Below are 26,385 nucleotides of genomic sequence, written 5' to 3' on the forward strand. Positions count from 1 at the left end.
GGCGGACCTTGTGCCCGCCGACGTGCGGCGTCAAATGGCGGGATGATCGATCAGGATGTTCCGCCCGCACCGCCCGCCGCCGTCGCCCCTGCGCCTTGGGATCTGACTGTCGGCCTGATCAACGCCACGGTGCAGATCGACCAGCCTTTGGACCAGAGCACGCGCAAGGTCGGCACCGGCTTCCTGATTTCCGCCCCTCGACCCGACGGGGCCCCTCGCGTGGTCCTGGTCACGGCCGCCCATGTCCTGAATGTCATGCCGAGCGCCGAGGCGCGCATCGGCTGGCGTACGGCTGAGGCTGACGGCGCGTGGAAGTTCACGCCCGCGAATTTGCCGATCCGCGACGCCGCCGGAACGCCGTTGTGGACCCAACACCCCGAGCGGGACGTGGCGGTTATGGAGATCACGGCGCCCGTTGCGTTCGCTCAGGCCGCGATCCCCATGGGCTGGCTGGCTGATGAGAATACCTTCGACCAGTGGCGTGTGGGGCCGGGCGACGAACTGATGGCGCTGGGCTATCCTCATGGGCTGTCGGCCAACAAGGCGGGCTTTCCGATCCTGCGTCTCGGCCGGATCAGTTCCTGGCCGCTGACGCCGATCCGCCACTTCCCCATCTTCCTGCTGGATTTCGCGGTGTCACAAGGCAACTCGGGCGGGCCGGTGTTCTGGACGCCCGCCGTCGACCGTCTGCCGGGCGCGCCGACGCCGGATCACCCCTACATCGCCGGGGTGCTGGTGCAGGAGGTCCAGGGCGGCGGCGAGGGGCTGGAGCTCGGCGTCGTGGCCCACGCCCAGTATGTGCGCGAGGCGATTGCGCTGCTGGATACGCCTGTCGCGCCGTAGCGAAACGGAAAGCCCGGAGCACTTCTGGCCCGGCGCTTCCAGCGGCCCCGGATAGGCGCTGCGCGCCTTCCGGGGGGACGGTGAGCGTTAGCCCGCCAGAGCTTCCACGCTCAGCCCCTGAAGCAGGTCGCCGCCTTGGCCCACCGCAGCGAGGCGGCTGGAGACGTGACCGAGGACGTTGGCGGCGTAGAGTTCGTAGAGGTCCAGCTTGCCTTGCAGCCAGACGGGGTCGCCGTTTCCGGCGTCCAGGCGGGCCTTGGCGGCCAGCGCGCCCTTGGCCAGCATCCAGCCGCCGACCACGTCGCCCATCAGCTTCAGATAGGCGTCCGCGCCGGCCAGGACGTCGGCGGCCCGCGTCGCGTCGGCCTTGGCGTCCAGCAGCCAAAGGGTGGCGTCCTCGACGGCCTCGATGGCCGTGGCGAGACGTTCGACCGGCTTGCCGACATAGAGGCGGTCGATCTCGATCAGGGTCGCCTTCATGTCGGCGATCAGGGCGTGGGCCGACTCGCCGCCGTCCATCGACAGCTTGCGGCCGACCAGGTCCATGGCCTGAATGCCGTTGGTGCCTTCGTAGATCGGGGCGATGCGGGAGTCGCGGTAGTATTGGGCCGCGCCGGTCTCCTCGATGAAGCCCATGCCGCCGTGGACCTGGACGCCCAGCGAGGCGACTTCGCAGCCGATGTCGGTGGACCAGGCCTTGGCGATAGGGGTGAACAGGTCCTCGCGGCCCTTCCAGGCCTTGCGCTCGGCCTCGGTGGCGGCGTGCTTGGCCAGGTCGGCGGCGACGCCGGTGGACAGGCAGATGGCGCGGGCGGCGGCGATCTTGGCCTTCATGACGCCCAGGGTGCGGCGCACGTCGGGATGGTCGAAGATCGGGGCGTTCTTCTCGCCGGTCCAGACGCTGCGCCCCTGACGGCGGTCCAGAGCATAGGCGAGGGCGTGCTGATAGGCGCGCTCGGCGATGCCGACGCCCTCGACGCCAACGGCCAGGCGGGCGGCGTTCATCATCACGAACATATGGGCCAGGCCCTCGTTCGGACGGCCGACCAGTTCGGCGCGAGCGCCTTCATACGCCATGACGCAGGTGGGCGAGGCGTGGATGCCCAGCTTGTGCTCGACGCCGACCGGGTGGAAGGCGTTGCGTTCGCCCAGCGACCCGTCGGCGTTGACGGCGAACTTGGGCGTCAGGAACAGGCTGATGCCCTTGGGACCCGCAGGGGCGTCGGGCAGGCGGGCCAGGACCAGGTGGATGATGTTGTCCGTGGCGTCGTGGTCGCCCCAGGTGATGAAGATCTTCTGGCCGTTCAGGGCATAGGTCCCGTCGCCGTTCGGCGTGGCCGTGGTGGTCAGGGCGCCCAGGTCCGAACCGGCGTGCGGCTCGGTCAGGACCATGGCCCCGGTCCATTCGCCGCTGACCAGCTTGGTCAGATAGGTGGTCTTCTGATGGTCTGTGCCGACGGCTTCCAGCGCCTCGATCGAGGCCAGCGACAGCATGGGGCAGAGACCGAAGGCCATGTTGGCGGCGTGGACGGTTTCATAGGCCGCCAGTTCCAGCGCCTTGGGCAGGGCCTGGCCGCCGGCCTCGACCGAGGCGGTCAGGCTGGTCCAGCCGCCTTCGGCGAACTGCTTGTAGGCGTCCACGAAGCCGGGAGCGGCGGTGACGGCGCCGTCAGCGTACTTGGCGCCGGCCAGGTCGCCAGGGCGGTTCAGGGGGGCCAGAACCTGTTCCGAGAACTGGCCCGCGGCCTCCAGCACCGCGCCCATGACGTCGGCGTCATAGTCGGCGAATGCGCCGGTGGCGGCGACCTGATCAATGCCGGCGACGGCTTCCAGGGCGAAGGCGAGGTCACGGACGGGGGCGCGGTAGCTCATGGCGGTCTCCAGAATCTTCAACATGCTTCTGACGCCCGAGGCGTGGGTGATGCAAGGGCGCTTGGACTTTGGTCGAGGTTCCGCCAAGCTATGGACCTGTGCCGTCGCGGAAGGAAAGACCCATGGCCGAACCTCGGAACCGCTATTCGACCGTTTCCCTGATCCTGCACTGGGTTATCGCTCTGGCCGTCGTCGCGCAGGTGGCGTTGATCATGGCGCACGATGCGACCGAGGGGCCGCTGTCGCGCGAGTTCGTGCAGGTTCACAAGGCGGTCGGGCTGACCATCCTGGCCCTGACCTTGGGACGAATCGGCTGGCGGCTGGCCAATCCCCTGATCGCCCTGCCGGTCGAGATGCCGAGGTGGGAGCGCGTCCTGGCGCGGACGACGCAGATCGCCTTCTACGTCGTGCTGTTGGCCATGCCGCTGACCGGCTGGCTGGCGTCGTCGGCGGGCGGTCGCGAGATAAGCTGGTTCGGCCTGTTTCAGTGGCCGCTGCTGCCGGTCGGCGGCGGGCGCGAGGCGGCGGGACAGTTTATGGATACGCATGAGATGGTGGCGAAGCTGCTCTATGTGCTGATCGTCCTGCACATCGCTGGGGCGCTGAAGCATCAGTTCATCAACCGGGACAATGTGCTGCACCGCATGATCCCGATGATCCCGCGCCGGCCATGAAAGGCGACACCCCCGAAATCGCCGCCGAGGCGCTGAAGACCGGGCGGCTGGTCACGCTGCCGACCGAGACAGTCTATGGGCTGGCGGCCGACGCCTCGAACCCACAGGCGGTGGCCCGCATCTTCGAGGCCAAGGGAAGACCGCGCTTCAACCCCTTGATTGCCCACGTCGCCAATGGCCTGGACGCCGAGAGTATCGCCGTCTTCGACGAGCGGGCGCGGGCGTTGGCCGAGGCCTTCTGGCCCGGTCCGCTGACCATCGTGGCGCCGGTTCGGGACCGCGAGCGGGTCTGCGATCTGGCCCGCGCCGGCCTGGACAGCGTGGCTGTGCGCGTGCCGGGGCATCCAAGAGCGCGGGCCGTGATCGCCGCCTTTGGCGGGGCCGTGGTGGCGCCCTCGGCCAATCGCTCAGGGCGACCCAGCCCCACGACCTTTAGCGACGCGCTGGAGGAAACGGGTCATGCGGTCGGCGCCGCCGTCGATGGCGGGCCTTGCGCGGTCGGGGTGGAAAGCACGGTCGTTTCGGTGCTGGACGGCGTCGTCGCCCTGCTGCGTCCCGGTTCGGTGACGCGCGAGGAGATCGAGGCCGTGGTCGGGCCATTGGCCGAGAACGGGCAGGGCCACCGCTCGCCCGGACGGTTGGCACTACACTATGCCCCGGACGCCCCCGTGCGGATCGAGGCCGAGGCGGCGAAGGCGGGCGAGATCCTGCTGGGGTTCGGCCCCGGCGTCGGCGAACCGCGCTGGAGCCTGAGCCCGACTGGCGATCTGCGCGAAGCGGCGGCCAATCTGTTCCGGCTGCTGCGCGAAGCGGACCGGACCAAGCCTGCGGGCATCGCCGTGTCGTCGATCCCGCACAAGGGGCTGGGCGAGGCGATCAACGACCGCCTGCGCCGCGCGGCGGGCTTTGTCGGCTAGAGGAAGCGGGCTTTGAGATCGACGCTGGAGGCTTGACCCACCTGGGGCGCGCAGGTTTCCAGCCAGTGTTCGGCCGCCTGACGTCCGCGCGACTTCAGGTCGTTGAGGAAGCTCCATTCGGTGTCGAACTTGGTCGACAGCGACAGGCTGCCCAGCCAGTCGTCGGCTTCGATCGCGTGCATTCGGACGGCGCGATGGCGGTCTTCGTTGCGGCTCAGCTTGCCCTCGGCGATCAGGTCCTGAACGAAGGCGACGGCGCGCAACTCGGCGACCAGAGGGGCGTTGAACAGGATCTCGTTCAGCCGATCCATGATCTCGCCCGCTTCACGCGGCGCTTCGTCGCGAACGAAGGGGTTGAGCGGCAGCAGCAGGATGTCGTCCGGCGTATCAGCGTAGAACAGCGGCCACAGCGCCGGATTGGCCAGATAGCCGCCGTCCCAATAGGGCTCGCCCTCGATCTCGACCGCGTGGAAGAGGTGGGGCAGACAGGCCGAGGCCAGCAGGACGTCGGGCGTGATCTCGGGTGAGCGGAACAGGCGCGAACGGCCGGCGCGGACCGCCGTGGTCGAGACGATCAGTTGGACCCTGGACCCCCGCACAGCCTCGAAATCGACGGCGGTTTCCAGAACGCGCTTCAGCGGATTCAGGTTGAAGGGATTGAACGAGTAGGGGCTCATCGACATGGCCAGGGTCTCGCCGGCCTTCCACATCGGGCTGTCCTTGAGCCAGCCGGGCGTCAGGGCCTTGGACCAGATGGCGCTATCGCCGAAGACGTTGCGGCCGCCGGATTGATTGACCTCGCGCCACAGCTTGTCCAGCGCGGCGCGGCCGCCCTCGGCGCCGCCCTGTTCCAGTCCGGTGATCAGGGCCGCAGCGTTCATCGCTCCCGCCGAGGCGGCGGTGACGACGCGGATGTCGAGGATGTCCGCTTCCAGCAGCCGATCCAGCACGCCCCACTGAAAAGCGCCGTGCGAGCCGCCGCCTTGCAGCGCGAGGCAGATGGGTTTGCGCTTAGTCGCCATACCTCACTCCGTCATCCCGGCCGCAGCGTAGCGAAGAGCCGGGACCGCCGGAAGCGCCGTCGCCGGAACAGTCGTGTCTTGAGCTGTCCCGGATAACGGCGGCGCCGTTTCCGGGATGACGCATGAAAAGCTCTAGCGGCCTACTGAGCGGTCCAGCCGCCATCGACGGAGAAGTGCGAGCCGTTGGCTGAGGCCCCGAGGTCGGACACCAGATAGAGGAAGAGGCCCGCCAGTTCGTCGGTCGTGACGAAGCGTTTGGTCGGCTGCGAGCCGAGGATGACGTTCTTCATCACGTCGTCGGGCGTCATGCCGCGCGTGCGGGCCTGATCCTCGATCTGCTTGGCGACGATGGGGGTCTCGACGAAGCCGGGGCAGATGGCGTTGCAGGTGATGTTCTGCTGGGCCAGTTCCAGCGCCACCGTCTTGGTGAAGCCGATCACGCCGTGCTTTGCAGCGACATAGGCCGACTTGAACGGGCTGGCGACCAGGCCGTGTGCTGAGGCGATGTTGACGATCCGGCCGCGCCCCTGCGCCTTCATGATCGGGATGGCCGCCTTGGTGGCGTAGAAGGTCGAGGACAGGTTGATGGCGATGATCTTCTCCCACGCCTCGGCGGGGAAGTTCTCTACGGCCTCGACGTGCTGGATGCCGGCGTTGTTGACCAGGATGTCCAGGCGACCCAGCTCGCGATGCGCCGTGGCGACCATGTCGGCGATCTGGTCCGGCTGGGTCATGTCGGCCGGATGGTAGAGGACGCGAACGCCCGTCTCGGCCGCCAGACCAGCGCGGGTCTGTTCGATAACGGCGGGGTCGCCCAGACCGTTCAGCACCACGTCGCCGCCGCACTGTGCAACGGCGCGCGCCAAAGCCAGGCCAATGCCGGAGGTCGAGCCGGAGACGACGGCGACCTGGCCCTTGAGATCGTTCATGGCGAACATGCGGAGAGAACCCGTGAATTAGCTATGCTGCAACGCAGCCTAGCCGCAGTCGTTCAATCTGGCGATCAGGAATTTCCCTCTCTGATGAATATCCAGTCCGCGTCGGTCGAAAGCGTCTTGTCGAAGCGATAGCCGTCGCGGTCGAAGGCCTTGAGATCAGAAGCTTTCTCGATACGGTTTTCGATGGCGTAGCGGGCCATGGCGCCGCGCGCCTTCTTGGCGAAGAAGGAGATGATGCGAGCCTCGCCGTCCTTGCGCTCCTTGAAGTGGGGCGTGATGACCGGCAGCTTCAGCGCCTTGGCGTCGACGGCGCCGAAGTATTCCTGGCTCGCCAGGTTGACCAGGGTGCGGTCGGGTAGGGGGGCGGCGTCGTCGTTCAGGCGCTGCGAAATACGCTCGCCCCAGAAGTCATAGAGGGTGGCGCCGCGCGGGGTCTTCAGCCGCGTGCCCATTTCCAGGCGGTAGGGCTGGATGGCGTCCAGCGGCCGCAGCAGGCCGTAGAAGCCCGACAGGATGCGCAGGTGGTCTTGCGCCCAGGCCAGATCGGCAGGGGCCAGCGAGCGGGCGTCCAGCCCGTCATAGACGTCGCCGGCGAAGGCGAAGACGGCCTGTAGCGCGCCCTCGGTCGTCTCGTTGTCGAAGGCCTGGAAGCGCTCGTAGTTCAGGTCGGCCAGGGCGTCGGAAATCGACATCAGGCGGCGCAGGTCGGCGCGGCTCAGCTTGCGCGTCACCTTGGCCAGTTCGGCGGTCTCGTCGGCGCAGCGGCGCGGGGTCGAGGCCACGTCGAGGGCAGGGGGCGTGAAGTCCAGCCGTTTGGCCGGGGACAGGACGATCAGCAAGGCGACATAGACTCCGAAGCATCGGGAAGCGGGCCTCATAGGCCGCTTCCGTGACGATTTGAACCGTCGGCGGCGTCACATGCGGTCGTGAGGCCTAGAAGAGGACCGCTGGATTCATGATCCGCTGGGGGTCGATGGCCTGACGGACGGTCTGCATTGTCGCGATCTCCAACGGCGACTTGTAGCGCCGCGCCTCGTCGGTTTTGAGCCGTCCCAGTCCGTGTTCCGCCGAGATGGAGCCGTTGTAGCGGGCCACCACGTCGTGGACGATTTCGGAGCCTTCCATCCAGCGGGCGATGAAGGTGGGCACGTCCTCGCCGACGCCGGGGATCACGTCATAGTGAAGGTTGCCGTCGCCGACGTGGCCGAAGACCGAGACGCGGCAGCCGGGGTGGAATTTCTCCACCGCCGCCGTGGCCTCGTCGATGAAGTCGGCGATCTGCGACACCGGCACCGAGACGTCGTGTTTCCAGCCGCCGCCCTCAGGCTTGAGCCCCGCCGAGTGTTCTTCGCGCAGACGCCAGAAGGCGGCCTTCTGGGCGTCGTTCTGGGCTATGGCGGCGTCGATGATCAGCCCTTCCTCGAAGGCGCCGGTCAGCAGCCGTTCCATGGCCGAATCAGCGCCGCCGGGCTCGCCCGAGGTTAGCTCGATCAGGACGTACCAGGGCGGGGTAGACTCCAGCGGCTCGCGGGTGTCGGGAATGTTCTTGAGCACCAGGGCCATGCCCAGGCGTTTCATCAGCTCGAAGGCCTCGACCCCGCCGCCGGTCTCGGCCTTGGCGCGGGCCAGCAGGGCGACAGCGGCGTGGTGGCTTTCCAGCCCGACGATGGCCGTGGCGCGGCTGCGCATGATGGGGAAGAGTTTCAGCGTCGCCGCCGTGACGACGCCGAGGGTGCCTTCGGCGCCGATGAATAGCTGCTTCAGGTCATAGCCGGTGTTGTCCTTGCGCAGGCGCTTCAGGCCGTTGAACACCTGGCCGTCGGGCATGACGGCTTCGATACCCAGCACCAGATCGCGCATCATGCCGTAGCGCAGGACGGCCGTGCCGCCGGCGTTGGTGGAGATGACGCCGCCGATGGTGGCCGAGCCTTCGGCCGCGAGGCTGAGCGGGAAAAAGCGGTCCTTTTCCTTGGCCAATTGCTGGGCCTCCAGCAGGGTGACCCCAGCCTCCAGCGTCATGGCGTCGTCGAGCGGGGTCACGTCGCGCACGGTGCGCAGCTTGCGCGTGGACAGCAGAACCTCGCCAAAGGGGATCTGGCCGCCGACCAGGCCGGTGCCGCCGCCTTGGGTGACGACCGCGACGCCGTGTCGGGCGCAGATCGCGACGGCTGTGGCGACTTCTTCGGTCGTGCGCGGCTGCAGCAGGATGGGGGTTTCGCCCGTCCAGCGCCCGCGCCATTCGGTCAGCCAGGGGGCCATGTCATCGGCGTCCGCGGTCCAGGCGCCGGGCAGGGCGGCCTTGAGGTCTTCGATGGCGGCGGGCGTGGGGAGGGTCATATCCGCCTTGTGGCAAAAGGCGTGGCGTGGTGGAAGCGCAAAACCCTGCCTCCAGGCGCTCAATTCGCGGAGAAAACATGATTCCGGTCCCGGCTGTGGGCGTGGTCTGCCTGAAAGGCGACGAAGTCCTGCTGATCCGTCGCGGCACGCCGCCGCGTCAGGGCGAATGGAGCCTTCCGGGCGGACGCATCGAGCCTGGCGAGCGGCTTGCCGATGCGGCCTTGCGTGAACTGCGCGAGGAGACGGGCGTGGAGGCCCAACTGATCGGTCTGATCGACGTGGTGGACGGTCTGTTTCCCGAAGCCAAGCGACACTACGTCCTGATCGACTACGCTGCGGTGTGGACCGGCGGCGAGCCGACAGCGGGCGACGACGCCGCAGAGGCCGTCTTTGTGCCGTTCGAGGAGGCGTTGCGCCGGGTGGGCTGGTCCGAGACGCGGCGGATCATCCGGCAGGCGCGGGTCATGGCTGCACGCCGTGCTGACGGCCTTGTCATCGCCGGTGAACCGGATTCGGTGGCGCGAGGGCGGGGCGACCGTTAAGCTCCGCGCTCAACCGGAGGGGCTTATGGATTTCTCGATTTTCTTCTTTGTGGTGTTCGCAGCCTTCGCGATCATCTTCCTGTTCAGCGTCATCAAGATCGTGCCGCAAGGCCGTGAATTTACGGTGGAACGCTTTGGCAAATACACCAAGACGCTGAAGCCCGGCATCAGCATCCTGACCCCCTTCGTTGAACGGGTCGGTCGGCGCATGAACATGATGGAGCAGGTCCTGGACGTGCCTCAGCAGGAGGTCATCACCAAGGACAACGCCATGGTGAAGGTCGATGCCATCGTCTTCATCCAGGTGATGGAGGCCTCGGCCGCCGCCTATCGCGTTGAAAACCTGCCCTACGCTATCACCCAGCTGTGCATGACCAACCTGCGCACCGTGGTCGGTTCGATGGAGCTGGACGAGGTCCTGTTCCAGCGCGACAGCATCAACTCGCGCCTGCTGACCGTCATCGACGCGGCGACCGAGCCGTGGGGCGTCAAGGTCAACCGGATCGAGATCAAGGATCTGACCCCGCCCGCCGACATCACCAACGCCATGGCGCGCCAGATGAAGGCCGAGCGTGAGAAGCGCGCGGTGATCACGGAGGCCGAGGGCGAGAAGCAGGCCGCCATCGCCCGCGCCGAGGGCGCCAAGCAGTCGGCCATCCTGCAGGCTGAGGGCCGTCGCGAAGCCGCCTTCCGTGACGCCGAGGCGCGCGAACGTGAAGCGGAGGCCGAGGCCAAGGCTACGGCCATGGTGTCCGAAGCCATCGCCCGCGGCGACGTCAACGCCATCAACTACTTCGTGGCCCAGAAATACGTCGAGGCCTTCGCCGAACTGGCGCGCAATCCGACGGCCAAGACGGTCATCGTCCCGGCCGAGATGAGCGGTCTGGTCGGCACCATTGCAGGTCTCGGCGAACTGGTCGGTCTGGCCAAGGAGCAGCAGCAGGGGCGCACCGACGTTCGCCGCGAGCCCCGTCAGGCCGCCACGCCTTCGCCCGCCTCGACGCCGCCGGCCCGCACGGTCGCGCCGCGTCGCCCCGGCGGCGCTGTGCCGACCACGGAGTAGGTCATGGACTTCATCCAGAACCTCTATGCTTCCCAGCCCTTCTGGCTGTGGCTGGCCGTCGGCGTGGTCCTGCTGGCCATTGAGGCGGCGGCGTCGACCGAGTGGCTGCTGTGGCCGGCGGTCGCGGCGGGCGTCGTCGCCCTGATCGCGGCGATTGCGCCGAACCTTGGCCTGCCGGTCGAGGCGGGAATTTTCGCGGCCCTGACCGTCATCGCCACCCTGGCGTCGCGGACCCTGATCAAACGGGTCAATCCGACCGACGAGCCGGACATCAACGACCGCGACCTGCGTCTGGTGGGCGAGCGGGCGCGGGTGGTCGAGGCCTTCGTCGATGGTCGCGGCCGGGTCTTCGTCTCGGGCGCCGAATGGCCGGCCGAGATCGAAGGCGCCGCCCCGCTGGCGGGCGAGAGCGTGGTGGTCGAATCAGTGGCCGGTCCGCGCCTGAAGGTGCGCGCGATCTGAGCCCTTCGGCCTAGCGGCGGCGCATCTCGTCGACGCCGCGATTCGCCAGGGCGTCGGCCCGTTCGTTCAGGACGTGGCCGGCGTGACCCTTGACCCAGTGCCACTTGACCTCGTGGCGGCTGCGGGCTTCGTCCAGGCGTCGCCACAGGTCGTCGTTCTTGACCGGCTTCTTGTCGGCGGTTTTCCAGCCGCGCGCCTTCCACCCCCGGATCCATTCCGTGATGCCCTGCATGACGTATTTGCTGTCGGTATGCAGGTCGACGCGGCACGGGCGCTTGAGGGCCTCCAGCGCGGCGATGGCGGCCATCAACTCCATGCGGTTGTTGGTGGTGTTGGGCTCTCCGCCCCAGAGTTCCTTCTCCAGGCCGCCGCCGGTTTGCAGAATGGCGCCCCAGCCGCCGGGACCGGGATTGCCCTTGCAGGCGCCGTCGGTATGGATGATGACGTGATCAACGAGACTCATGGCCGCGTCCCTACAGCGTCCCTTGGCGCGCCGCCATCAGTCAGCCTATATGACGCACAACAATCAGTCGGACGGGACCGCTTTCGTGGTCCCTTTGAGGAGGTAACGCCATGGGCTCCATGAGCATCTGGCACTGGGCCATCGTCATTGTCGTGATCGCGCTTCTGTTCGGCGGACGCGGCAAGCTGTCCGGCATCATGGGCGACGCGGCCAAGGGCATCCGCGCCTTCAAGGACGGCCTGAAAGACGATACGGATTCCAAGGGCCCGAAGGACGGCGTCAGCTCGCTGCCGCGCACCGAGGCCGAAAAAGAAGACCTGAACCGCTGATCGCGTTCGCGGAGAGACGCTGAATCATGGGTGGTCTTGGCCCCGGAATCGGCGGGTTCGAAATCCTTGTCATCGGTCTGGTGGCCCTGCTGGTCGTGGGGCCAAAGGATTTGCCGATGCTGATGCGCAAGGTCGGTCAGTTCGTCGCCAAGGCGCGCGGAATGGCCAACGAATTCCGCGCCAGCTTCGACGAAATGGCTCGGCAGTCCGAGCTGGACGACCTTCGCAAGGAGGTCGAGGCTCTGCGGACCGGGCAGGGCATGCACCCGCTCGGCGCCGAGGCCGAGGCGGCGTTCAAGGATATCCGGAAGGATCTGGAAGCGCCGCTTGATGCGCCGGCTCTGGCTGCGCCCGCGCAGGAGGGACCGGTGGCCACTGGCGTGGACGAATGGCCCGACGCGATCCAGCCTGCTGTGGAACCGGTCGCGGTGACCGTCGCCGCTGAACCCGAGGCCGAGGCGGCTTCGAAGCCCAAGACGGCTCGTACGCCGGCAAAGCGCACTGCCAAGGCTACGTCCAAGGCCAGCGGCGCCGTCGCCGGGACTGCCAAGCCTAAAGCCGTGCGTAAGAAGAAGGTCGATCAATGACGTCGTTCGACCGGGATGAGGCTGAGATCGAGGCCTCGCGCGCGCCCCTGATGGATCATCTGATCGAGCTGCGCGGGCGGCTGCTGATCTGCGTCGTGGCCTTCATCGTCGCCTTCATCGGCTGTTTCGCCTTCTCCGAGAAACTCTATCTTTTCCTTGTCCAGCCCTATGTGGTGTCGGCTGCCTTCCACCAGACGGTGGGGGCGCACGGCCATGTGTCGCCGTTTGACCTGATCCTGGGCACGGCGCGCCTGATCCCGGTGCCCGATGTAGACCACCAGAGCGTCAAGTTGATCTACACGGCGCCGCTGGAGATCCTGTTCACCAAGATGAAGCTGGCGGGTCTGGGCGCGGTCATCGTGGCCTTCCCGGTTCTGGCCTGGCAGCTGTATCGCTTCGTCGCGCCGGGTCTCTATCGCAACGAGAAGGGCGCCTTCCTGCCCTTCCTGGTGGCGGCGCCTTTGCTTTTCCTGTTGGGCGCGGCCCTGGTCTATTTCGTCATGCTGCCCTTCGTGATGTGGTTTTCGCTGAGCCAGCAGATCATCGGGCAGGGCGTCTCGGCGGAACTGCTACCCAAGGTGTCGGACTATCTGAACCTGGTAACGGCGCTGATCCTGGCCTTCGGTCTTTGCTTCCAGCTTCCGGTCGTCATGACCCTGCTAGGCCTGGCCGGAATGATCAGCTCCCAGGTCATGGCCAAGGGGCGGCGCTACGCCATCGTCGCCGTGGTCGTGGTCGCCGCCATCGTCACCCCGCCGGACCCTATCAGCCAGCTGATGCTCGCCGTGCCGATGGTGCTGCTCTACGAAGTTTCGATCTGGTGCGTCCGCATCATCGAACTGCGCCGCAAGAAGGCGGATGCGGCCGAGGAACTGGCCAGCTAAAACTGCAGCCTAGAAGACGTTGATCTGAGCGGGTCTGGCTGGGTGGTTCGTGCCGGCGGCGGCAGCCAGGTCGTTCTTGACCAAGGCGACACCGACCGGACCCGCGCCGCCTGTCTTGGTGAGAGTGCAGCTTCCGTTGTCGCCTGGCAGTCGGCCTCGCTGAGGCCCCTGTCCAGCTCGGTTCAGGCGGTTCGCCCAGTGCTCGCGATCATACCGGCCCATGTCGAGTGTGACGGGGCTGAACCCGCAGGACAGGGACCAGCTCGCTCCCTGAGGCGCCGCCACGGACCAGTGAAGCCCCCCGCCGTGGTTTTGTCCCACGTTGGTCTGGCCGGAAGCGCTGGAAACCATCGCAGTCAAGCCTATGGCCAGAACGGCCGTCATCGCGTGGTCCATCACCGCCCCCGTACCCAGTCTTGACCGAACCATAGTCGATGAGATGGTGAGGGCAACGCTCCTAAGGGGCGGAGCAGACCGTTAGTGCCGACCGTCCCGCTCGTGCTTCTTTTCCTGCGAGGTCGAGTGTTTGGCGTGCTTGGCCTTGGCTGAGTGGCCCTTGTGAATATCGTTCTCGCCGCCGCCGCCCGAGACCTGACTGCGCGGCGACAGGTGATCAGGCGCGTCGGCGTCCTTGACCCGTGGGTCAGGCTTGGGCTTGTCTCGGTTCTCATGGCTAGCTCCCGGACCGCCCCAGCGGTCGGTGTCGGCGTGTTTGTTGGGCATGGCGGGTTTCTCCTTCGGGAGGGCAACCGCGCTCGGCGGAGGATGTTCCCGCCGGTTCCGGCCCATGAAAAAGGCGCCGGACGTTGCCGCCCGGCGCCTTGATCGTCAGGCCGATCCGGGGATCAGCAGCTGTAGTACATGTCGAATTCGACCGGGTGCGGATGCAGTTGCAGGCGGGCGACTTCTTCAGACTTCAGCGCGATGTAGCTGTCGATGAAGTCGTCATCCATGACGCCGCCCTTCTTGAGGAAGGCGCGGTCCGCGTCGAGAGCGTCGAGAGCTTCCTTCAGCGAACCGGCGACTTCCGGGATCGAGCCACGCTCTTCCGGCGGCAGGTCGTAGAGGTTCTTGTCGGCGGGCGCGCCCGGATCGATGCGGTTCTCGATCCCGTCCAGACCGGCCATCAGAAGGGCGACGAAGGTCAGGTAGGGGTTGCCCATCGGGTCGGGGAAGCGGGCTTCCAGACGCTTGGCCTTGGGCGAGGAGACGTGCGGGATGCGGATCGAGGCCGAACGGTTGCTGGCCGAGTAGGCCAGCTTCACCGGAGCTTCATAGCCGGGCACCAGGCGCTTGTAGGAGTTGGTGGTCGAATTGGCGAAGGCGTTGATGGCCTTGGCGTGCTTGATGACGCCGCCGATGTACCACAGACATTCCTGCGATAGGCCGGCGTACTTGTCGCCGGCGAACTGGGGCTTGCCGTCCTTCCAGATCGACATGTGGACGTGCATGCCCGAGCCGTTGTCGGCGAACATGGGCTTGGCCATGAAGGTCGCTGACTTGCCGTAGGCCGCGGCCACGTTGTGGATTACGTATTTGTAGAGCTGCAGGCGGTCGGCCATGGTCAGCAGGTCGCTGAACTTCAGGCCCAGTTCGTGCTGCGCCGGGGCCACCTCGTGGTGATGCTTCTCGGGCTGCATGCCGAGGTCCTTCATCACGGCCAGCATTTCGCCGCGCAGGTCCTGGGCGGAGTCGACCGGGTTGACCGGGAAGTAGCCGCCCTTGTGACCCGGACGGTGGCCCAGGTTGCCCTCGGCGTATTCAGCGCCGGTGTTGGCCGGCAGTTCGGTCGAATCGAAGCTGTAGCCGGTGTTGTGGGGAGCCGTGTTCCAGCGCACGTCGTCGAAGATGAAGAACTCGGCTTCCGGGCCGAAATAGACCACGTCGCCCACGCCCGACGACTGGACATAGGCCAGGGCCTTCTTGGCCATCGAGCGGCTGTCGCGGTTGTAGGGCTCGCCCGTGTCGGGGCTGACGACGTCGCAGAAAAGGAAGAGGGTGGTCTGCTGGTAGAAGGGGTCGATATAGGCCCGCTCCAGATCCGGCTTCAGCAGCATGTCGCTTTCGTTGATGGCCTTCCAGCCCGCGATCGACGAGCCGTCGAACATGGTGCCTTCTTCAAGGAACTCTTCGTCGACAAGATCGATATCGAAGGTGACGTGCTGCAGGCGACCACGGGTGTCGGTGAAGCGGACGTCGACGTACTGGACGTCCTTGTCCTTGATCTCTTGAAGGATCTTTTGGGCGGCGCTCATGCTCGAAGTCCTGTTGGTTCGGGGAGGAGAGGAGGAACGAAAAGCGGCCGCCCGGAAGGGACGGCCGTAGGGTGGTCAGATAGCCTGGGCGCCGGTTTCGCCGGTGCGGATGCGGATCACGTCTTCCAGGGTGGATACGAAGATCTTGCCGTCACCGATCTTGCCGGTGCGGGCTGCGGTCTGGATGGCGTCGATCACGGCGGGAGCCAGATCATCAGCCACGACGACCTCGATCTTGATCTTGGGCAGGAAGTCGATGACGTACTCGGCGCCGCGATAAAGCTCGGAATGACCCTTTTGGCGGCCATATCCCTTGGCTTCCAAGACGGTCATGCCCTGCACCCCGATGTCCTGGAGAGCGTCTTTCACTTCATCCAGCTTGAACGGCTTGATGACGGCTTCAATCTTCTTCATGGCGAGTCCCGAGCCGGCTCCCTGGTTGGTCCGACGCTCGGGGGGTAAAGGGACATTGCATCGCACAATAAGGCAAGCAATTTTCGTGCTTACAGGCCATCCGTGAACGGAATTCGATCATGAACCCGATCAACGACCCCATGACATGGCAGAGCCTGTTGCCCTGGCCCGGCGCCGAGGCGCACAAGCACGCGCGCGGCCGGCTGGGCGTGGTGTCCGGCGGCGCCTTGTCGACCGGCGCGGCGCGGCTGGCGGCGCGCGCCGGATTGAGAGTCGGCGCGGGGCTGGTGAAGGTCTTTTGCCCGCCGGACGCAGCGCCCGTGCTGGCGCCGGCGCTGGAGGCGGTCATGCTGGCCAGCTTCGCCACAGCCGATGAACTGGCGGAGCTGGCCCAGGCGATGGACGCCGTGGTCATCGGGCCTGCAGCAGGCCTTACAGGCGCAACAGCGGCCAATGTCGCGGCGCTCGCCCGGACGGGTGCAGCCCTGGTGGTCGATGCGGACGCCCTGACCCTGTTCCGCGACCGGCCGGGCGACCTGTTCGCCTGTCTGGATGGCGACGACGTCCTGACCCCGCATGAAGGCGAGTTCGAGCGGCTGTTTCCGGGCCTGCTGGCCAAGGGGCGCGAGACGGCGGCGATAGAGGCCGCTGAGCGGGCGGGGTGCGTCCTTGTGCTGAAGGGGAGCGCCACAGTCCTCGCCGCGCCTGATGGACGCTGTGTGGTCAACGGCAATGGTTCGCCCTGGCTCGCGACGGCAGGTAGCGGCGACGTTCTGGCGGGCATGATCGGCGGACTGCGGGCGCAGCGTATGGACAGCTTCGCCGCAGCCTGTGCGGCCGTCTGGATGCACGCGGATGCCGCGCATCGCTTTGGGCCGGGGCTGATCGCTGAGGATTTGCCGGATCTGATCCCGGCGGTGCTGGCCAGCCTCTATCGCGGCTGAAGACCAGTGGTGCGGATGAGAGGACTCGAACCTCCACGCCTCTCGGCGCCAGAACCTAAATCTGGTGCGTCTACCAGTTCCGCCACATCCGCATAGGTAGGCGGAAGCCTGTAGGCGAGGGCGCGGAATTGGGCAACCGACAAGGTTGGTGCGGATAGAAAAAGGCCCCGGATTTCTCCGGGGCCTTCCATTTCTTGTGGCCTATCGCGCTTGCGCTGCTTGAGGCCATTCTTTGTTGCCTATCGCTACGCTGCTTAAGGCCGGAGCTGATCCGGGGATCAGTCCTTCTTGTTGTCGACGCCGTGGCCGAGAGCCTCCACAGCCGTTTCCAGCGTGGTGTCCTCGGTGATGTCGATGCCCTTGGCCAGCTTCGAGTGAGCGAAACCGTAGAGGGCGTAGATCAGGGCGCCGACGACCGCATAGATGCCGAGGATGGTCAGCGGCAGCGGATTGTCGTTCATGGCGTGCTGGATCATCGGGATGAAGTTGAACGAGGCCAGCGCCAGGCAGGCCAGGATGCCCAGGACCGCGGTGACGATGCCCCCGGGGACCTTGAACGGACGCTCCATCTCAGGGTGCTTGATACGCAGCACGATGACCGACAGGCAGACGATGGCGAAGGCCGTCGCCGTGCCCAGCGACACCAGGTCGCCCAGGATCGAGATCGGCAGGAAGGAGGCCGCGATCGCGATCACGATGCCCAGCAGTATGGTGCCGATCCACGGGGTGCGGAACTTGGGGTGGATGGTGGCGAACACCTTGGGCAGCAGGCCGTCGCGGGCCATGGTGTAGAAGATGCGCGTCTGGCCGTAGCAGAGCACCAGCATGACTGAGGACAGGCCGGTGACTGCGCCGATCTTGATCAGGAAGGCGATCAGGTTCAGTTGACCGCTAGGCGCGGCGGCCAGCGGCACATTGGCCCATTCCAGACCCATGCGGTCGATGGCGACGGCGATCGGAGCCGGCGAGGCCAGTTCCAGATAGGGAACCACGCCGGTCATGACAGCAGCCACAGCCATATAGATCAGGGTGCAGACGAACAGGGCGCCCAGAATGCCGACCGGCACGTCCTTGGACGGGTTCTTGGCTTCGGCTGCTGCGGTTGAGACAGCCTCAAAGCCGACGTAGGCGAAGAAGATGATCGACGCGCCGCGGAAGATGCCGCCGACGCCGAACTGGTCCCAGGTCGCGCCTTGAGCCGGGATGAAGGGCTGCCAGTTGGCGGGATTGATATACTGGATGCCGACCGCGATGAAGGTCAGAAGAACGATGATCTTGATGACGACGATGGCGTTGTTGATGTTGGCCGATTCCGACACGCCGAGCACCAGCAGACCGCAAACGGCGGCGATGCCGACGGCGGCGACCAGGTTGAACGTGCCCGTCATCGGGAAGCCCGCGTCAGGACCGCTGGCGATGTACTGGATCAGGGGCGTCGCCCACTGAGGGCCTTCGCCGCCGGCGAAACTTATCGTCGGGAATAGACTGGCGCTTAGGCCGAAATCGTTGAGGATCGACACGACATAGCCGGACCAACCGACCGCGACGGTCGAGGCGGCGACGCCGTATTCCAACACGAGCAGCCAACCCATGATCCAGGCGAAGACTTCGCCCAGGGTGCCATAGGCATAGGTATAGGCCGAACCCGAAACCGGCATAGTCGAGGCCAGTTCAGCGTAGCAGAGCCCCGCCAGACCGCAGGCGATGCCGGCGATGACGAAGGAGAACATGATGGCCGGTCCGGCGTGCGCCGAGGCGACCTGACCCGTCAGAACGAAGATACCGGCGCCAATAATGGCCCCGATGCCCAGGCTCATCAGATTCATGGGGCCCAAGGTCCGTTTCAGCTCGCTCTTGGCGGCTTCCTTCTGGATCTGGGCAATAGATTTCTTGAGAAATAGCTGGTTGCCAGTTGGCTTTACGCCGTTTGCGGACATGTAGTCGCGCCCCCATCGATACACACGGCAGGCCCTCCCCGGGCTGCCTTCTTGGGGGCGGACGCTAACCATCTGAGCGGCTGCGCGCAACGCGGTTTCGATTGGATGAAGCGCAGACGACGCTTTCGTGAACCGTGAACTAGAGGCTAAGGCCCATGTGATGCTGCCGATTCACGCCGTACTGGAGCCGCTGAAAGCGGCCTTGGCCGCCACCAACGCGGTCGTTCTGGCCGCCCCGCCGGGGGCCGGCAAGACGACTGTCGTGCCTCTGGCCCTGCTGGATCAGCCCTGGCTGGGCGACCAGAAGGTGCTGGTGCTGGAACCACGCCGGCTGGCGGCGCGGGCGGCGGCGGACCGGATGGCGGCGACCCTGGGGCAGAAGGCGGGCGGGACCGTCGGCTATCGCACCCGCCTGCAAAGCCGCATCGGCCCCGAGACGCGGATCGAAGTCATCACCGAGGGCGTCTTCACCCGGATGATTCTCGACGATCCGGCGTTGGAGGGCGTCGGCGCGGTTCTGTTCGACGAGTTCCACGAACGGAGTCTGGACGCTGATCTGGGCCTGGCCCTGGCGCGCGAGAGCCAATCGGTGCTGCGCGACGATCTGCGTCTGCTGGTCATGTCGGCCACGTTGGATATCGCGGGGGTGTCGCGGCTGCTCGCCAATCCATCTGGAGAATGGGCGCCGGTGATCGAGGCCGAGGGGCGGATGTTCCCGGTCGAGACCCTCTATCTGGGACGCAACGTCGCCGAGCGATTCGAGGACGCCGTGGCGCGGGCGGTCATGCTGGCGCTGGGCGACCAGACCGGCTCGGTGCTGGTCTTTCTGCCGGGGCAGGGCGAGATTCACCGCACGGTCCAGCGGCTGAACGAACGGTTGCGCGATCCCTCGGTCGATGTGGTCGCCCTCTACGGCGCCTTGGACAAGGGCGAGCAGGATCGCGCCATTGAGCCGGCGCCGCCCGGACGGCGCAAGGTGGTGCTGGCGACCTCGGTGGCGGAAACCAGTCTGACCATTGAGGGCGTGCGCGTCGTGATCGACGGCGGTCTGTCGCGCGTGCCTCGGTTTGAGCCGTCCAGCGGCCTGACCCGACTGGCGACGGTCAAGGTCAGTCGGTCTTCCGCCGAGCAGCGGCGAGGGCGCGCCGGTCGCGTCGAGCCGGGCGTCTGCTATCGCCTGTGGGACGAAGAACAGACGCGGGGACTGGTCCCCCATCAACGGCCGGAGATTCAGGAAGCTGATCTGACTGCCTTTGCTCTCGATTTGGCGCGTTGGGGGACGAAGTCGGCCGATGGGCTGGCCCTGTTGGACCCGCCGCCCGCCGGGGCGCTGGCCGAGGCGCGGAAGGTGCTGACCCGGCTGGGGGTGCTGGATGGGAAGGGCGACCTGACGGCGCATGGACGACGGCTGACGCGGATACCTCTACCGCCGCGACTGGCGCACATGGTCGCCGTGGCCTCGGATCAGGACGATGCTCTGGGCGGGGCTAAGATCGCGGCGATTCTCAGCGAACCGGGGCTGGGCGGCAACGCCGTCGACCTGCATGACAGACTGAAAGGGCTGGAGCGGGACCGTTCGCCGCGGGCGCGCGACGCCATGAAGCTGGCCGAGCGTTGGGCGCGGGCGGCGGGCGGCGGAAATGGCGGCGAGGCGGATGCGGGCCTGCTGCTGGCTGAGGCCTTCCCCGAGCGTATCGCGCGGGCGCGCGGCAAGCCGGGTGAGGTGCTGCTGGCCTCCGGGCGTGGAGCCTTCGTCGATCCGACGGAACATATGGCGCGCGAGCCCTGGCTGGCGGTGGCGGAACTCGGCGGCGGCGACGCGCGCGACCGCATTCGTCTGGCGGCGGCGCTGGACGCGGCGACGCTGGAGGCCGCTCTGGCGCACCGGATCGAGGTCGAGGACCGCTTAGTGCGCGAGCCCTCCGGCAAACCGGTGATCCGCCGCATCCGCCGCATCGGGGCGTTGGTGCTGGACGAGAAGGTCGTCGGCGCGCCGGATCGGGCGACCATGACGGCGGCGCTGAAATCCGAAGTCGAGGCGGGCGGGCTGAAGACCCTGAACTGGGGCGAGCAGGCGTCGGCGCTGCGGGCGCGGCTGGCCTTCCTGCATGGGCTGGATGCGACCTGGCCGGATGTGTCGGACGAGGGACTGTTTGCCCTGCGTGAGGACTGGCTTTGGCCGCTGCTGGACGGGGCGCGGTCGCTGGCCGACATCGGCGACCCCAAGCTGGCCGAGGCCCTGCGCGGCCTGATCCCGTGGGATTTGCAGCGCAGGCTGGACGACCTGGCCCCGCCGCGCCTGACCACGCCGCTGGGTTCGGCCAGTATCGACTACGCCGCTGAAGGCGGCCCGCGCGTCGAAATCAGGGTGCAGGAGCTGTTCGGGGTGAAGACCCATCCCACGGTCGGCGGCGGGCGGGTTCCGCTGACGCTGTCCCTGCTGTCGCCGGCGCGGCGGCCAGTGCAGGTGACGAAGGACCTTCCGGGGTTCTGGACAGGGTCCTGGGCGGCGGTGCGCAGCGAGATGCGCGGGCGCTATCCGCGTCATCCCTGGCCGGAAGACCCCGCCCATGCCGCGCCCACAAACCGGGTCAAACCGCGCGGGACCTGAGGCTCCGCTTGACGGCGGTTGGCGGCGCACCGCAATGACCTTGCATCAACGCAAGGATTTCGTGTGGCCAACGCTGCTATTTCACCGCCTGCCGCCTCCAAACGGAGAATTCTGTTCGCCAGCCTGATCGGCACCACGATCGAGTTCTTCGACTTCTACATCTACGCTACGGCGGCGGTGCTGGTGTTTCCCACCCTTTTCTTCCCGGGCGAGGACGCCACGACGGCCATGCTGGCGTCGTTCGCCACCTTCTCCATCGCCTTCTTCGCGCGGCCCGTGGGCGCCGTCGTCTTCGGCCACTTCGGCGACAAGGTGGGGCGCAAGGCCACCCTGGTCGCTGCGCTGATGACCATGGGGCTGTCGACGGTGGCCATCGGCCTGCTGCCGACCTACCAATCCGTCGGCGTGATCGCGCCCCTGCTGCTGGCCCTTTGCCGGTTCGGGCAGGGACTGGGTCTGGGCGGCGAATGGGGCGGGGCGGTGCTGCTGGCGACCGAAAACGCGCCTCCGGGCAAGAAGGCCTGGTACGGCATGTTCCCTCAGTTGGGCGCGCCGATCGGCTTCATCCTGTCGACCCTGAGTTTCATCATCCTGACGGCGACCCTGCCGAACGAGCAGTTCTTGGCCTGGGGCTGGCGCATTCCCTTCATCGCCAGCTCGCTGCTGGTCATCGTCGGCCTGTGGGTCCGCCTGCGCATCACCGAGACGCCCGAATTCAAGAAGACCATCGACAAGGCCGAGCGGGTCGAGACGCCGATCCTGACCCTGCTGGCGCAGCACAAGTTCGCCCTGCTGACCGGGACGCTGGCGGGGATGGCGACCTTCGTCCTCTTCTATCTGATGACCGTCTTCGCCCTGGGCTGGGGCACGACGGCCATGGGCTATACCCGCGAGCAGTTCCTGCCGATCCAGTTGCTGGGCGTCTGCTTCTTCGGCCTGTTCATTCCACTGTCGGCCCTGGCGGCGGATCGCTGGGGGCAGGGGCGAACGCTGCTGGTCACGTCGATCGCCATCGCCTTGTTCGGTCTGGTGCTGGCCCCGCTCTTCGGCGGCGGCGGGCTGGTCGGCGTGGTAGCCTTCTTCATCATCGGCTTCAGCCTGATGGGCTGCACCTATGGGCCTCTGGGCGCAGCCCTGGCGCGGCCCTTCCCGACAGCGGTGCGCTACACCGGGGCGTCGATGACCTTCAATCTGGCGGGTATTCTCGGCGCGTCGCTTGCGCCCTTCGCGGCGACATGGCTTGCAGGGCATTACGGCTTGCAGGCGGTGGGCGCCTATCTGGCCGTCGCCGCCGTCCTGACCATCCTGGCCCTGTTGGGCATGAACCGGATCAAGACGGACGGCGAGGTTTAGGGCCTAGATATCCGTGCCGTAGGCCGCGTCGGTCACGGCATAAACCATGATGCCGGTGGCGATGGCCAGGTTCAGGCTGTCGGCCCGGCCGCGCATGGGAATCTTGACGTTCAGGTCGCAGGCGGCGGCTAGTTCGTCAGTCAGGCCAGCTTGTTCATTGCCCATCATGATCAGGGCCGGGTGGCGCACGGGGCTGTCGCGATAGCCGTGCTGGGCGTCCAGACGGGTGCCGATGACGCTGCCGGGCCACTGAGCGCGCCAGGCCAGGAATTCCTCGCGCGAGGCCTTACTGATGGTGACGGCGAAGACCGAGCCCATGGTGGCGCGCACGGCCTCGACCGAGAAGGGATCGACGCAGTCGCCGATCAGGATGACGCCGCCGCAACCGGCGGAATCCGCCGTGCGGATGATGGTGCCCAGATTGCCCGGATCACGCACCTGCTCCAGCGCCACCCAGCAGGGCTTGGCGTCCGGCTTGATGGCGTCCAGCGGGGTATAGACCTGCTCGAACACGCCCAGCACCGTCTGGGGATTGTCGCGACGGCTGATCTTTTCGAGGATGGCGTGGGTCACGACGATGATCTGGCCGCCGGCCCTGATTGTCTCGGCCTTGGCGCGGTCCAGCAGGGGGTGCGGGCGGGCCTCTTCACCGACCAGCAGCATGACCGGAGCGCGGCCCTGATCCAGAGCTTCGCCGATGAATTTCAGGCCCTCGGCAAGGAAACGGCCGGTCAGGTCGCGTTCCTTGCGCATGTGCAGGGCGCGGACCGACTTGATGGTGTCGTTGGTCAGAGAGGTGATGACGCGCTCGTACATCAGGCGCTCCACCGGGCGAAGAAGCTGAGGCCGATGGCGCGGGCGTTCGGGCCGTCTTCCGACAGGGCCAGTTCGCCCCAGTCGATGCGCCCGCCGCGATCATGGGTGGCCTCGGCCATGGCGTGCGCCAGAGATAGGCCGGAAATCCGCGCGGCATAGGCGTTCAGCAGCAGGAAGGAGGCGTCTTCGGACAGCAGAGCCGCGCAGTCCTTCAGCAGCTCGGGCATGTCTTCGAACAGGCGCCAGACCTCGCCGTTGGCGCCGCGACCGTACTTCGGCGGGTCCAGAATGATGCCGTCGTACTTCGAACCGCGACGCACCTCGCGGGCGACGAACTTGCGGGCGTCCTCGACGATCCAGCGGATGGGGTGATCCGAGAGGCCCGATTGCTCAGCGTTCTCGCGGGCGTAGGCGACGGACTTCTTGGAGGCGTCGACGTGGGTGACGTGCGCGCCCGCCGCAGCGGCGGCCAGGCTGGCCACGCCGGTATAGCCGAACAGGTTCAGGATCTTGGGCTGCTTCAGCGTGCGGACGCGCGCGTCCATCCACTCCCAGTTGGCCGCCTGCTCTGGGAAGAAGGCCAGGTGGCGGAAGGGGGTGAAACGGCCGGTGAAGCGCACGTCCCGCCATTTCAGCGGGAAGGCGTCGATGGGGCCGTGGGCGTCGAAGCGCCAGCGGCCGGCGTCCTCTTCTTCCTGTTGAGGATCGAAGACGGCCGTGGCGCGCTCGAAGGCCGCTGGATCGCGCGGCGCCCAGAAGCATTGCGGCTCGGGCCTGACCACGGTGAAGCGGCCATACCGCTCCAGCTTGCGACCGTGTCCGCTGTCGAGCAGCGCATAGTCGGACCAGCCTCGCGTGACGAGGGTTTCGGGCGTGGAGGAGAGAACGGGAGCCATCTGCGGCTGATAGGCGCTCAGGCGGCTGCTCGTCCAGCGTCGGCGACCAAGGGCTCAAGGATCATTGCGGATTCTTCGCGTGCGACATCCGGGCGATGGGCGGTCTTGTCCCAGCGATGGGGCTCCGCGATCAGCCGGACGAAGGCGTGGGCGAAGGCGAGGCTGAGAAGCGACCAGTAGAGGGGAGCGCTCAGCATGTCCCTTGGACCGAAGGGCGTGTTGGCGAGACGCGCCCCAATGGCGGTCGTCAGAATGGAAGCGGCTGCTCCACTCAGCAGAACACCGAGCCCAAACCACGGCGTTGACGGCAGGTGCTGCGCCAGTAGAGCGATCAGGAAGAATATGCCGATCCAGGCAACGGAAAGCGCGTGCAGCGCTGCCGACGCCAGCGCCGAGCCGATGGTCAGGGCCAGAGCGGCCCAACCGCGCCACCCCATGCCAGAGGCTGAGCGAGTGTGGACTGACAAGGTCTGCATGTAGCCCTTCAGCCAGCGGGTCCGTTGCGGCAGCCAATGCGCCAACTCGCCGGGCGGCGTTTCGTAGGTCGGACGGCTCAGCACGCCGAGCCGCCAGCCACGCCGCCAGATGCGAAAGCCCAGGTCCGCGTCCTCAGTCACATTCCATGCATCCCAGCCGCCGAGAGCGCGCAAGGCGGATACCCGGAAATGATTGCTTGTGCCGCCGAGCGGAAACGGCAGGCCCATTCGGGCCATGGCCGGCAGGGTGATGTCGAACAGGGCCGCATATTCGGCGGCGAACTGACGATCGAGAAAAGGCGACCTGTCTCGCCCCTTGTGCACGCGTCGGATACGCAGCGGCGCGTGTAAACAGACAAGCTCGCCGTCTTCAACCGCGAACCGAGCCGCGGCTTCGCGGCGTTGGAGTGGATCGGGGGCGTCCTCAGCGTCGTAAACGGTCAGAAGCTCACCCCGCGCGATGCTCAGGGCATGGTTCAGGGCTCGAGGCTTGGTCGTCGGCGAGCCGGGCGGCACCACAAGTATGTGAAGCCAGTCGGGCAGCGTCAGCGCCCTTGCGGCCCTGATGGTCGCGTGATCATGAGCCTCCAGGGCCAGATAACCATCCAGGAGCTCTGGCGGATAGTCGATGTTCGCCAAGCGTTCGACCAGATGCGGCAGGATGGCGGCTTCGTCATAGAGGGCGACGACGATGGAATAGCGGGGAAGAACGGATGCCGCGGGCGTTTCAACTGCCTCAGCGAGATGACGCAGTCTGACCATCACCGTTAAAAGCCGCCAGGCTGCGATGCCTAAAAAGGCGATCTGGCCCAACAGGAGGAGAACCGCCCCAACGAGCGGCCATGCCAGGATGGAAGCCGTCAAGGCGGCGAAGATTGAGCCCCCCGCCAATATTTGGGTGGACGTCGCTGTGATCTTCGCCGCGTCAGCCGTCGGGGCGGCGTTGAGGCCCTTGGGGAAACGTCCATGCATACCCGGTCTTCCCCCTGAGGCGTAAAAAGTTAACCCGTATTAAGGTTGACGTTATTAAGACCAACGTTCTTCGAATGGCAAGTGATTGGCGATTCGCTGAGGTTGCGGCTATGCAGTGGCGTCCCGTCATGGAGTTCTGGATTGCCCGGCGACTCGACCCCCACGCCACGTTCGGCCCGCAAGCCCAAGGGCGAGGGCCACATCCGGCGCGCAGAGATACTGACCGCGGCGGAGCGCATCTTCGTCGAGCATGGCTATGAGGGCGCGACGATCCGCAAGATCGCCGATGAGGTCGGCTTGTCTTCGACGGCGCTCTACATGCATTTCGCCGACAAGAGCGAGATGCTGCATGAGATCTGCCGGGGGGCGTTCGAGGCGCTGATCGCCTCTCATCAGCAGATATTGGTCGAGGACGAGCCGCCCGAAATACGTCTGCGGCGGATGATTGAGGCCTATATCAAGTTCGGCTTCGAGAACCCGAACGCCTATCGCCTGACCTATTTGACGCGACCCGTCGAGGCGCGCGAGGGGGCGCAGACGGTGGCGCAGGAAACAGGCTCCGAGCTGTTCCGGGCCTTCGTCGCCGTGGTCGAAGAAGCGGTAGAGGCGGGTCGGATGCGGGGCGATCCCGTGACCATTGCTCAGGTCATCTGGGCGTCGGGCCACGGCATTGTCTCGCTGCGGATCACCAAGCCCTATTTCGAATGGGCGGATCGGGACGAGCTGACCCGGACGATGCTGGACGCCCTGTTCGCGGGCCTGCTCAGGCCGTGAGGGC

Annotated in this window: 26 protein-coding genes and 1 tRNA gene; 13 read left to right on the plus strand and 14 right to left on the minus strand. The window is 66.6% G+C overall.

Annotation, left to right across the window (positions count from 1 at the left end):
- Positions 1-42 precede the first annotated feature (42 nt).
- Entirely contained in the window at positions 43-843 is an 801-nt protein-coding gene (locus tag HNP51_RS05905) for a serine protease (RefSeq protein ID WP_184268110.1), read from the plus strand.
- An 87-nt stretch (positions 844-930) separates the two neighbouring features.
- Here the strand turns inward: HNP51_RS05905 and HNP51_RS05910 are convergent, their stop codons facing one another.
- Entirely contained in the window at positions 931-2,715 is a 1,785-nt protein-coding gene (locus tag HNP51_RS05910) for an acyl-CoA dehydrogenase (protein WP_184269083.1), read from the minus strand.
- 122 nt (positions 2,716-2,837) lie between these two features.
- On the opposite strand from HNP51_RS05910, the gene HNP51_RS05915 reads away from it, so the two are divergent.
- On the plus strand, positions 2,838-3,389 hold the full coding sequence (locus HNP51_RS05915; RefSeq protein WP_184268112.1) for a cytochrome b: 552 nt from the start codon (positions 2,838-2,840) through the stop codon (positions 3,387-3,389).
- A complete protein-coding gene (locus tag HNP51_RS05920; RefSeq protein ID WP_184268114.1) occupies positions 3,386-4,306 on the plus strand; it encodes an L-threonylcarbamoyladenylate synthase in 921 nt (306 codons plus the stop codon). Before HNP51_RS05915 ends, HNP51_RS05920 begins: the two co-directional genes overlap by 4 nt.
- On the opposite strand, the gene HNP51_RS05925 is transcribed toward HNP51_RS05920, so the two are convergent.
- The 4 genes from HNP51_RS05925 to HNP51_RS05940 all read right to left on the minus strand — a co-directional run bounded on the left by HNP51_RS05925 (position 4,303) and on the right by HNP51_RS05940 (position 8,603).
- Positions 4,303-5,328 (minus strand): patatin-like phospholipase family protein, encoded by a 1,026-nt coding sequence (locus tag HNP51_RS05925; protein WP_184268116.1) that lies wholly within the window; start codon positions 5,326-5,328, stop codon positions 4,303-4,305. The genes HNP51_RS05920 and HNP51_RS05925 overlap by 4 nt on opposite strands.
- 140 nt (positions 5,329-5,468) lie before the next feature.
- Positions 5,469-6,266: a 3-hydroxybutyrate dehydrogenase gene (locus tag HNP51_RS05930; protein ID WP_184268118.1), complete on the minus strand. Its 798-nt coding sequence runs from the start codon at positions 6,264-6,266 to the stop codon at positions 5,469-5,471.
- Between the two features lie 65 nt (positions 6,267-6,331).
- A complete protein-coding gene (gene yaaA, locus HNP51_RS05935; RefSeq protein ID WP_184269085.1) occupies positions 6,332-7,105 on the minus strand; it encodes a peroxide stress protein YaaA in 774 nt (257 codons plus the stop codon).
- 94 nt (positions 7,106-7,199) lie between these two features.
- Complete coding sequence (locus HNP51_RS05940; protein ID WP_184268120.1) at positions 7,200-8,603, minus strand: FAD-binding oxidoreductase; 1,404 nt, start codon at positions 8,601-8,603, stop codon at positions 7,200-7,202.
- Positions 8,604-8,680: 77 nt separating this feature from the next.
- Here HNP51_RS05940 and HNP51_RS05945 point away from each other — a divergent pair, with 77 nt between their 5' ends.
- The 3 genes from HNP51_RS05945 to HNP51_RS05955 are packed head-to-tail and all read left to right on the plus strand — an operon-like array spanning position 8,681 to position 10,670.
- Positions 8,681-9,145 (plus strand): NUDIX hydrolase, encoded by a 465-nt coding sequence (locus HNP51_RS05945; protein ID WP_184268122.1) that lies wholly within the window; start codon positions 8,681-8,683, stop codon positions 9,143-9,145.
- 25 nt (positions 9,146-9,170) lie between these two features.
- Positions 9,171-10,208 (plus strand): SPFH domain-containing protein, encoded by a 1,038-nt coding sequence (locus HNP51_RS05950; RefSeq protein ID WP_184268124.1) that lies wholly within the window; start codon positions 9,171-9,173, stop codon positions 10,206-10,208.
- Positions 10,209-10,211: 3 nt separating this feature from the next.
- Positions 10,212-10,670 carry an NfeD family protein gene (locus HNP51_RS05955; protein WP_114817398.1) on the plus strand — a complete coding sequence of 153 codons (459 nt, stop codon included), beginning with the start codon at positions 10,212-10,214 and terminating at the stop codon, positions 10,668-10,670.
- A 10-nt stretch (positions 10,671-10,680) separates the two neighbouring features.
- On the opposite strand, the gene rnhA is transcribed toward HNP51_RS05955, so the two are convergent.
- The gene (gene rnhA / locus HNP51_RS05960; RefSeq protein ID WP_184268126.1) at positions 10,681-11,133 is read right to left on the minus strand and encodes a ribonuclease HI; all 453 of its coding nucleotides are present in this window, start codon (positions 11,131-11,133) and stop codon (positions 10,681-10,683) included.
- A 110-nt stretch (positions 11,134-11,243) separates the two neighbouring features.
- Here rnhA and HNP51_RS05965 point away from each other — a divergent pair, with 110 nt between their 5' ends.
- From HNP51_RS05965 to tatC, 3 genes are read left to right on the plus strand one after another with little or no spacing between them, the layout of a single operon-like run.
- On the plus strand, positions 11,244-11,462 hold the full coding sequence (locus HNP51_RS05965) for a twin-arginine translocase TatA/TatE family subunit (RefSeq protein WP_184268129.1): 219 nt from the start codon (positions 11,244-11,246) through the stop codon (positions 11,460-11,462).
- A gap of 26 nt (positions 11,463-11,488) precedes the next feature.
- Positions 11,489-12,049, plus strand: coding sequence for a Sec-independent protein translocase protein TatB (gene tatB / locus HNP51_RS05970; protein ID WP_184268130.1), 561 nt, complete (start codon positions 11,489-11,491; stop codon positions 12,047-12,049).
- A complete protein-coding gene (gene tatC, locus HNP51_RS05975) occupies positions 12,046-12,933 on the plus strand; it encodes a twin-arginine translocase subunit TatC (protein WP_184268132.1) in 888 nt (295 codons plus the stop codon). Before tatB ends, tatC begins: the two co-directional genes overlap by 4 nt.
- 477 nt (positions 12,934-13,410) lie before the next feature.
- Here tatC and HNP51_RS05980 read toward each other — a convergent pair whose 3' ends face one another.
- From HNP51_RS05980 to HNP51_RS05990, 3 genes are all read right to left on the minus strand, one after another.
- Positions 13,411-13,656, minus strand: coding sequence for a hypothetical protein (locus HNP51_RS05980; protein WP_184268134.1), 246 nt, complete (start codon positions 13,654-13,656; stop codon positions 13,411-13,413).
- A gap of 122 nt (positions 13,657-13,778) precedes the next feature.
- A complete protein-coding gene (gene glnA, locus HNP51_RS05985) occupies positions 13,779-15,188 on the minus strand; it encodes a type I glutamate--ammonia ligase (protein WP_114817033.1) in 1,410 nt (469 codons plus the stop codon).
- Positions 15,189-15,263: 75 nt separating this feature from the next.
- Positions 15,264-15,602, minus strand: a complete 339-nt coding sequence (locus HNP51_RS05990; protein ID WP_184268136.1) for a P-II family nitrogen regulator — start codon at positions 15,600-15,602, stop codon at positions 15,264-15,266.
- A 119-nt stretch (positions 15,603-15,721) separates the two neighbouring features.
- On the opposite strand from HNP51_RS05990, the gene HNP51_RS05995 reads away from it, so the two are divergent.
- On the plus strand, positions 15,722-16,546 hold the full coding sequence (locus tag HNP51_RS05995) for an NAD(P)H-hydrate dehydratase (RefSeq protein WP_184268138.1): 825 nt from the start codon (positions 15,722-15,724) through the stop codon (positions 16,544-16,546).
- A gap of 7 nt (positions 16,547-16,553) precedes the next feature.
- Here HNP51_RS05995 and HNP51_RS06000 read toward each other — a convergent pair.
- Positions 16,554-16,638, minus strand: a tRNA-Leu gene (locus HNP51_RS06000).
- A 186-nt stretch (positions 16,639-16,824) separates the two neighbouring features.
- Entirely contained in the window at positions 16,825-18,483 is a 1,659-nt protein-coding gene (locus HNP51_RS06005) for an amino acid permease (protein WP_184268140.1), read from the minus strand.
- Positions 18,484-18,643: 160 nt separating this feature from the next.
- Between HNP51_RS06005 and hrpB the strand changes: the two genes are divergently transcribed.
- Together hrpB and HNP51_RS06015 are read left to right on the plus strand one after the other, a co-directional pair.
- The gene (gene hrpB, locus HNP51_RS06010; RefSeq protein WP_184269087.1) at positions 18,644-21,094 is read left to right on the plus strand and encodes an ATP-dependent helicase HrpB; all 2,451 of its coding nucleotides are present in this window, start codon (positions 18,644-18,646) and stop codon (positions 21,092-21,094) included.
- 63 nt (positions 21,095-21,157) lie between these two features.
- A complete protein-coding gene (locus tag HNP51_RS06015) occupies positions 21,158-22,447 on the plus strand; it encodes an MFS transporter (RefSeq protein ID WP_184268142.1) in 1,290 nt (429 codons plus the stop codon).
- 3 nt (positions 22,448-22,450) lie between these two features.
- On the opposite strand, the gene HNP51_RS06020 is transcribed toward HNP51_RS06015, so the two are convergent.
- From HNP51_RS06020 to HNP51_RS06030, 3 genes are read right to left on the minus strand one after another with little or no spacing between them, the layout of a single operon-like run.
- Positions 22,451-23,263, minus strand: coding sequence for an RNA methyltransferase (locus tag HNP51_RS06020; protein ID WP_184268144.1), 813 nt, complete (start codon positions 23,261-23,263; stop codon positions 22,451-22,453).
- Positions 23,263-24,159 (minus strand): class I SAM-dependent methyltransferase, encoded by an 897-nt coding sequence (locus tag HNP51_RS06025; protein ID WP_184268146.1) that lies wholly within the window; start codon positions 24,157-24,159, stop codon positions 23,263-23,265. Before HNP51_RS06025 ends, HNP51_RS06020 begins: the two co-directional genes overlap by 1 nt.
- 17 nt (positions 24,160-24,176) lie before the next feature.
- Complete coding sequence (locus tag HNP51_RS06030) at positions 24,177-25,448, minus strand: glycosyltransferase (protein ID WP_260398355.1); 1,272 nt, start codon at positions 25,446-25,448, stop codon at positions 24,177-24,179.
- A gap of 300 nt (positions 25,449-25,748) precedes the next feature.
- Between HNP51_RS06030 and HNP51_RS06035 the strand changes: the two genes are divergently transcribed.
- Complete coding sequence (locus tag HNP51_RS06035) at positions 25,749-26,381, plus strand: TetR/AcrR family transcriptional regulator (protein ID WP_184268151.1); 633 nt, start codon at positions 25,749-25,751, stop codon at positions 26,379-26,381.
- Positions 26,382-26,385 lie beyond the last annotated feature (4 nt).

Source organism: Brevundimonas bullata (assembly GCF_014207965.1).
GTDB classification, from domain to species: Bacteria; Pseudomonadota; Alphaproteobacteria; order Caulobacterales; family Caulobacteraceae; genus Brevundimonas; species Brevundimonas bullata_A.

Excerpts from the sequence above, each read along its gene's own strand:
- HNP51_RS05955 (WP_114817398.1), top strand. The coding sequence starts at position 10,212 with ATGGACTTCATCCAGAACCTCTATGCTTCCCAGCCCTTCTGGCTGTGG.
- HNP51_RS06025 (WP_184268146.1), bottom strand. The coding sequence starts at position 24,159 with ATGGCTCCCGTTCTCTCCTCCACGCCCGAAACCCTCGTCACGCGAGGC.
- HNP51_RS05950 (WP_184268124.1), top strand. The coding sequence starts at position 9,171 with ATGGATTTCTCGATTTTCTTCTTTGTGGTGTTCGCAGCCTTCGCGATC.
- tatB (WP_184268130.1), top strand. The coding sequence starts at position 11,489 with ATGGGTGGTCTTGGCCCCGGAATCGGCGGGTTCGAAATCCTTGTCATC.
- glnA (WP_114817033.1), bottom strand. The coding sequence starts at position 15,188 with ATGAGCGCCGCCCAAAAGATCCTTCAAGAGATCAAGGACAAGGACGTC.
- HNP51_RS05925 (WP_184268116.1), bottom strand. The coding sequence starts at position 5,328 with ATGGCGACTAAGCGCAAACCCATCTGCCTCGCGCTGCAAGGCGGCGGC.
- HNP51_RS05990 (WP_184268136.1), bottom strand. The coding sequence starts at position 15,602 with ATGAAGAAGATTGAAGCCGTCATCAAGCCGTTCAAGCTGGATGAAGTG.
- HNP51_RS06020 (WP_184268144.1), bottom strand. The coding sequence starts at position 23,263 with ATGTACGAGCGCGTCATCACCTCTCTGACCAACGACACCATCAAGTCG.
- HNP51_RS05905 (WP_184268110.1), top strand. The coding sequence starts at position 43 with ATGATCGATCAGGATGTTCCGCCCGCACCGCCCGCCGCCGTCGCCCCT.
- HNP51_RS06005 (WP_184268140.1), bottom strand. The coding sequence starts at position 18,483 with ATGTCCGCAAACGGCGTAAAGCCAACTGGCAACCAGCTATTTCTCAAG.
- HNP51_RS05995 (WP_184268138.1), top strand. The coding sequence starts at position 15,722 with ATGAACCCGATCAACGACCCCATGACATGGCAGAGCCTGTTGCCCTGG.
- HNP51_RS05940 (WP_184268120.1), bottom strand. The coding sequence starts at position 8,603 with ATGACCCTCCCCACGCCCGCCGCCATCGAAGACCTCAAGGCCGCCCTG.
- HNP51_RS05910 (WP_184269083.1), bottom strand. The coding sequence starts at position 2,715 with ATGAGCTACCGCGCCCCCGTCCGTGACCTCGCCTTCGCCCTGGAAGCC.
- HNP51_RS05915 (WP_184268112.1), top strand. The coding sequence starts at position 2,838 with ATGGCCGAACCTCGGAACCGCTATTCGACCGTTTCCCTGATCCTGCAC.
- HNP51_RS05945 (WP_184268122.1), top strand. The coding sequence starts at position 8,681 with ATGATTCCGGTCCCGGCTGTGGGCGTGGTCTGCCTGAAAGGCGACGAA.
- rnhA (WP_184268126.1), bottom strand. The coding sequence starts at position 11,133 with ATGAGTCTCGTTGATCACGTCATCATCCATACCGACGGCGCCTGCAAG.
- HNP51_RS05930 (WP_184268118.1), bottom strand. The coding sequence starts at position 6,266 with ATGTTCGCCATGAACGATCTCAAGGGCCAGGTCGCCGTCGTCTCCGGC.
- HNP51_RS05920 (WP_184268114.1), top strand. The coding sequence starts at position 3,386 with ATGAAAGGCGACACCCCCGAAATCGCCGCCGAGGCGCTGAAGACCGGG.
- HNP51_RS05965 (WP_184268129.1), top strand. The coding sequence starts at position 11,244 with ATGGGCTCCATGAGCATCTGGCACTGGGCCATCGTCATTGTCGTGATC.
- tatC (WP_184268132.1), top strand. The coding sequence starts at position 12,046 with ATGACGTCGTTCGACCGGGATGAGGCTGAGATCGAGGCCTCGCGCGCG.
- HNP51_RS05980 (WP_184268134.1), bottom strand. The coding sequence starts at position 13,656 with ATGCCCAACAAACACGCCGACACCGACCGCTGGGGCGGTCCGGGAGCT.
- hrpB (WP_184269087.1), top strand. The coding sequence starts at position 18,644 with ATGCTGCCGATTCACGCCGTACTGGAGCCGCTGAAAGCGGCCTTGGCC.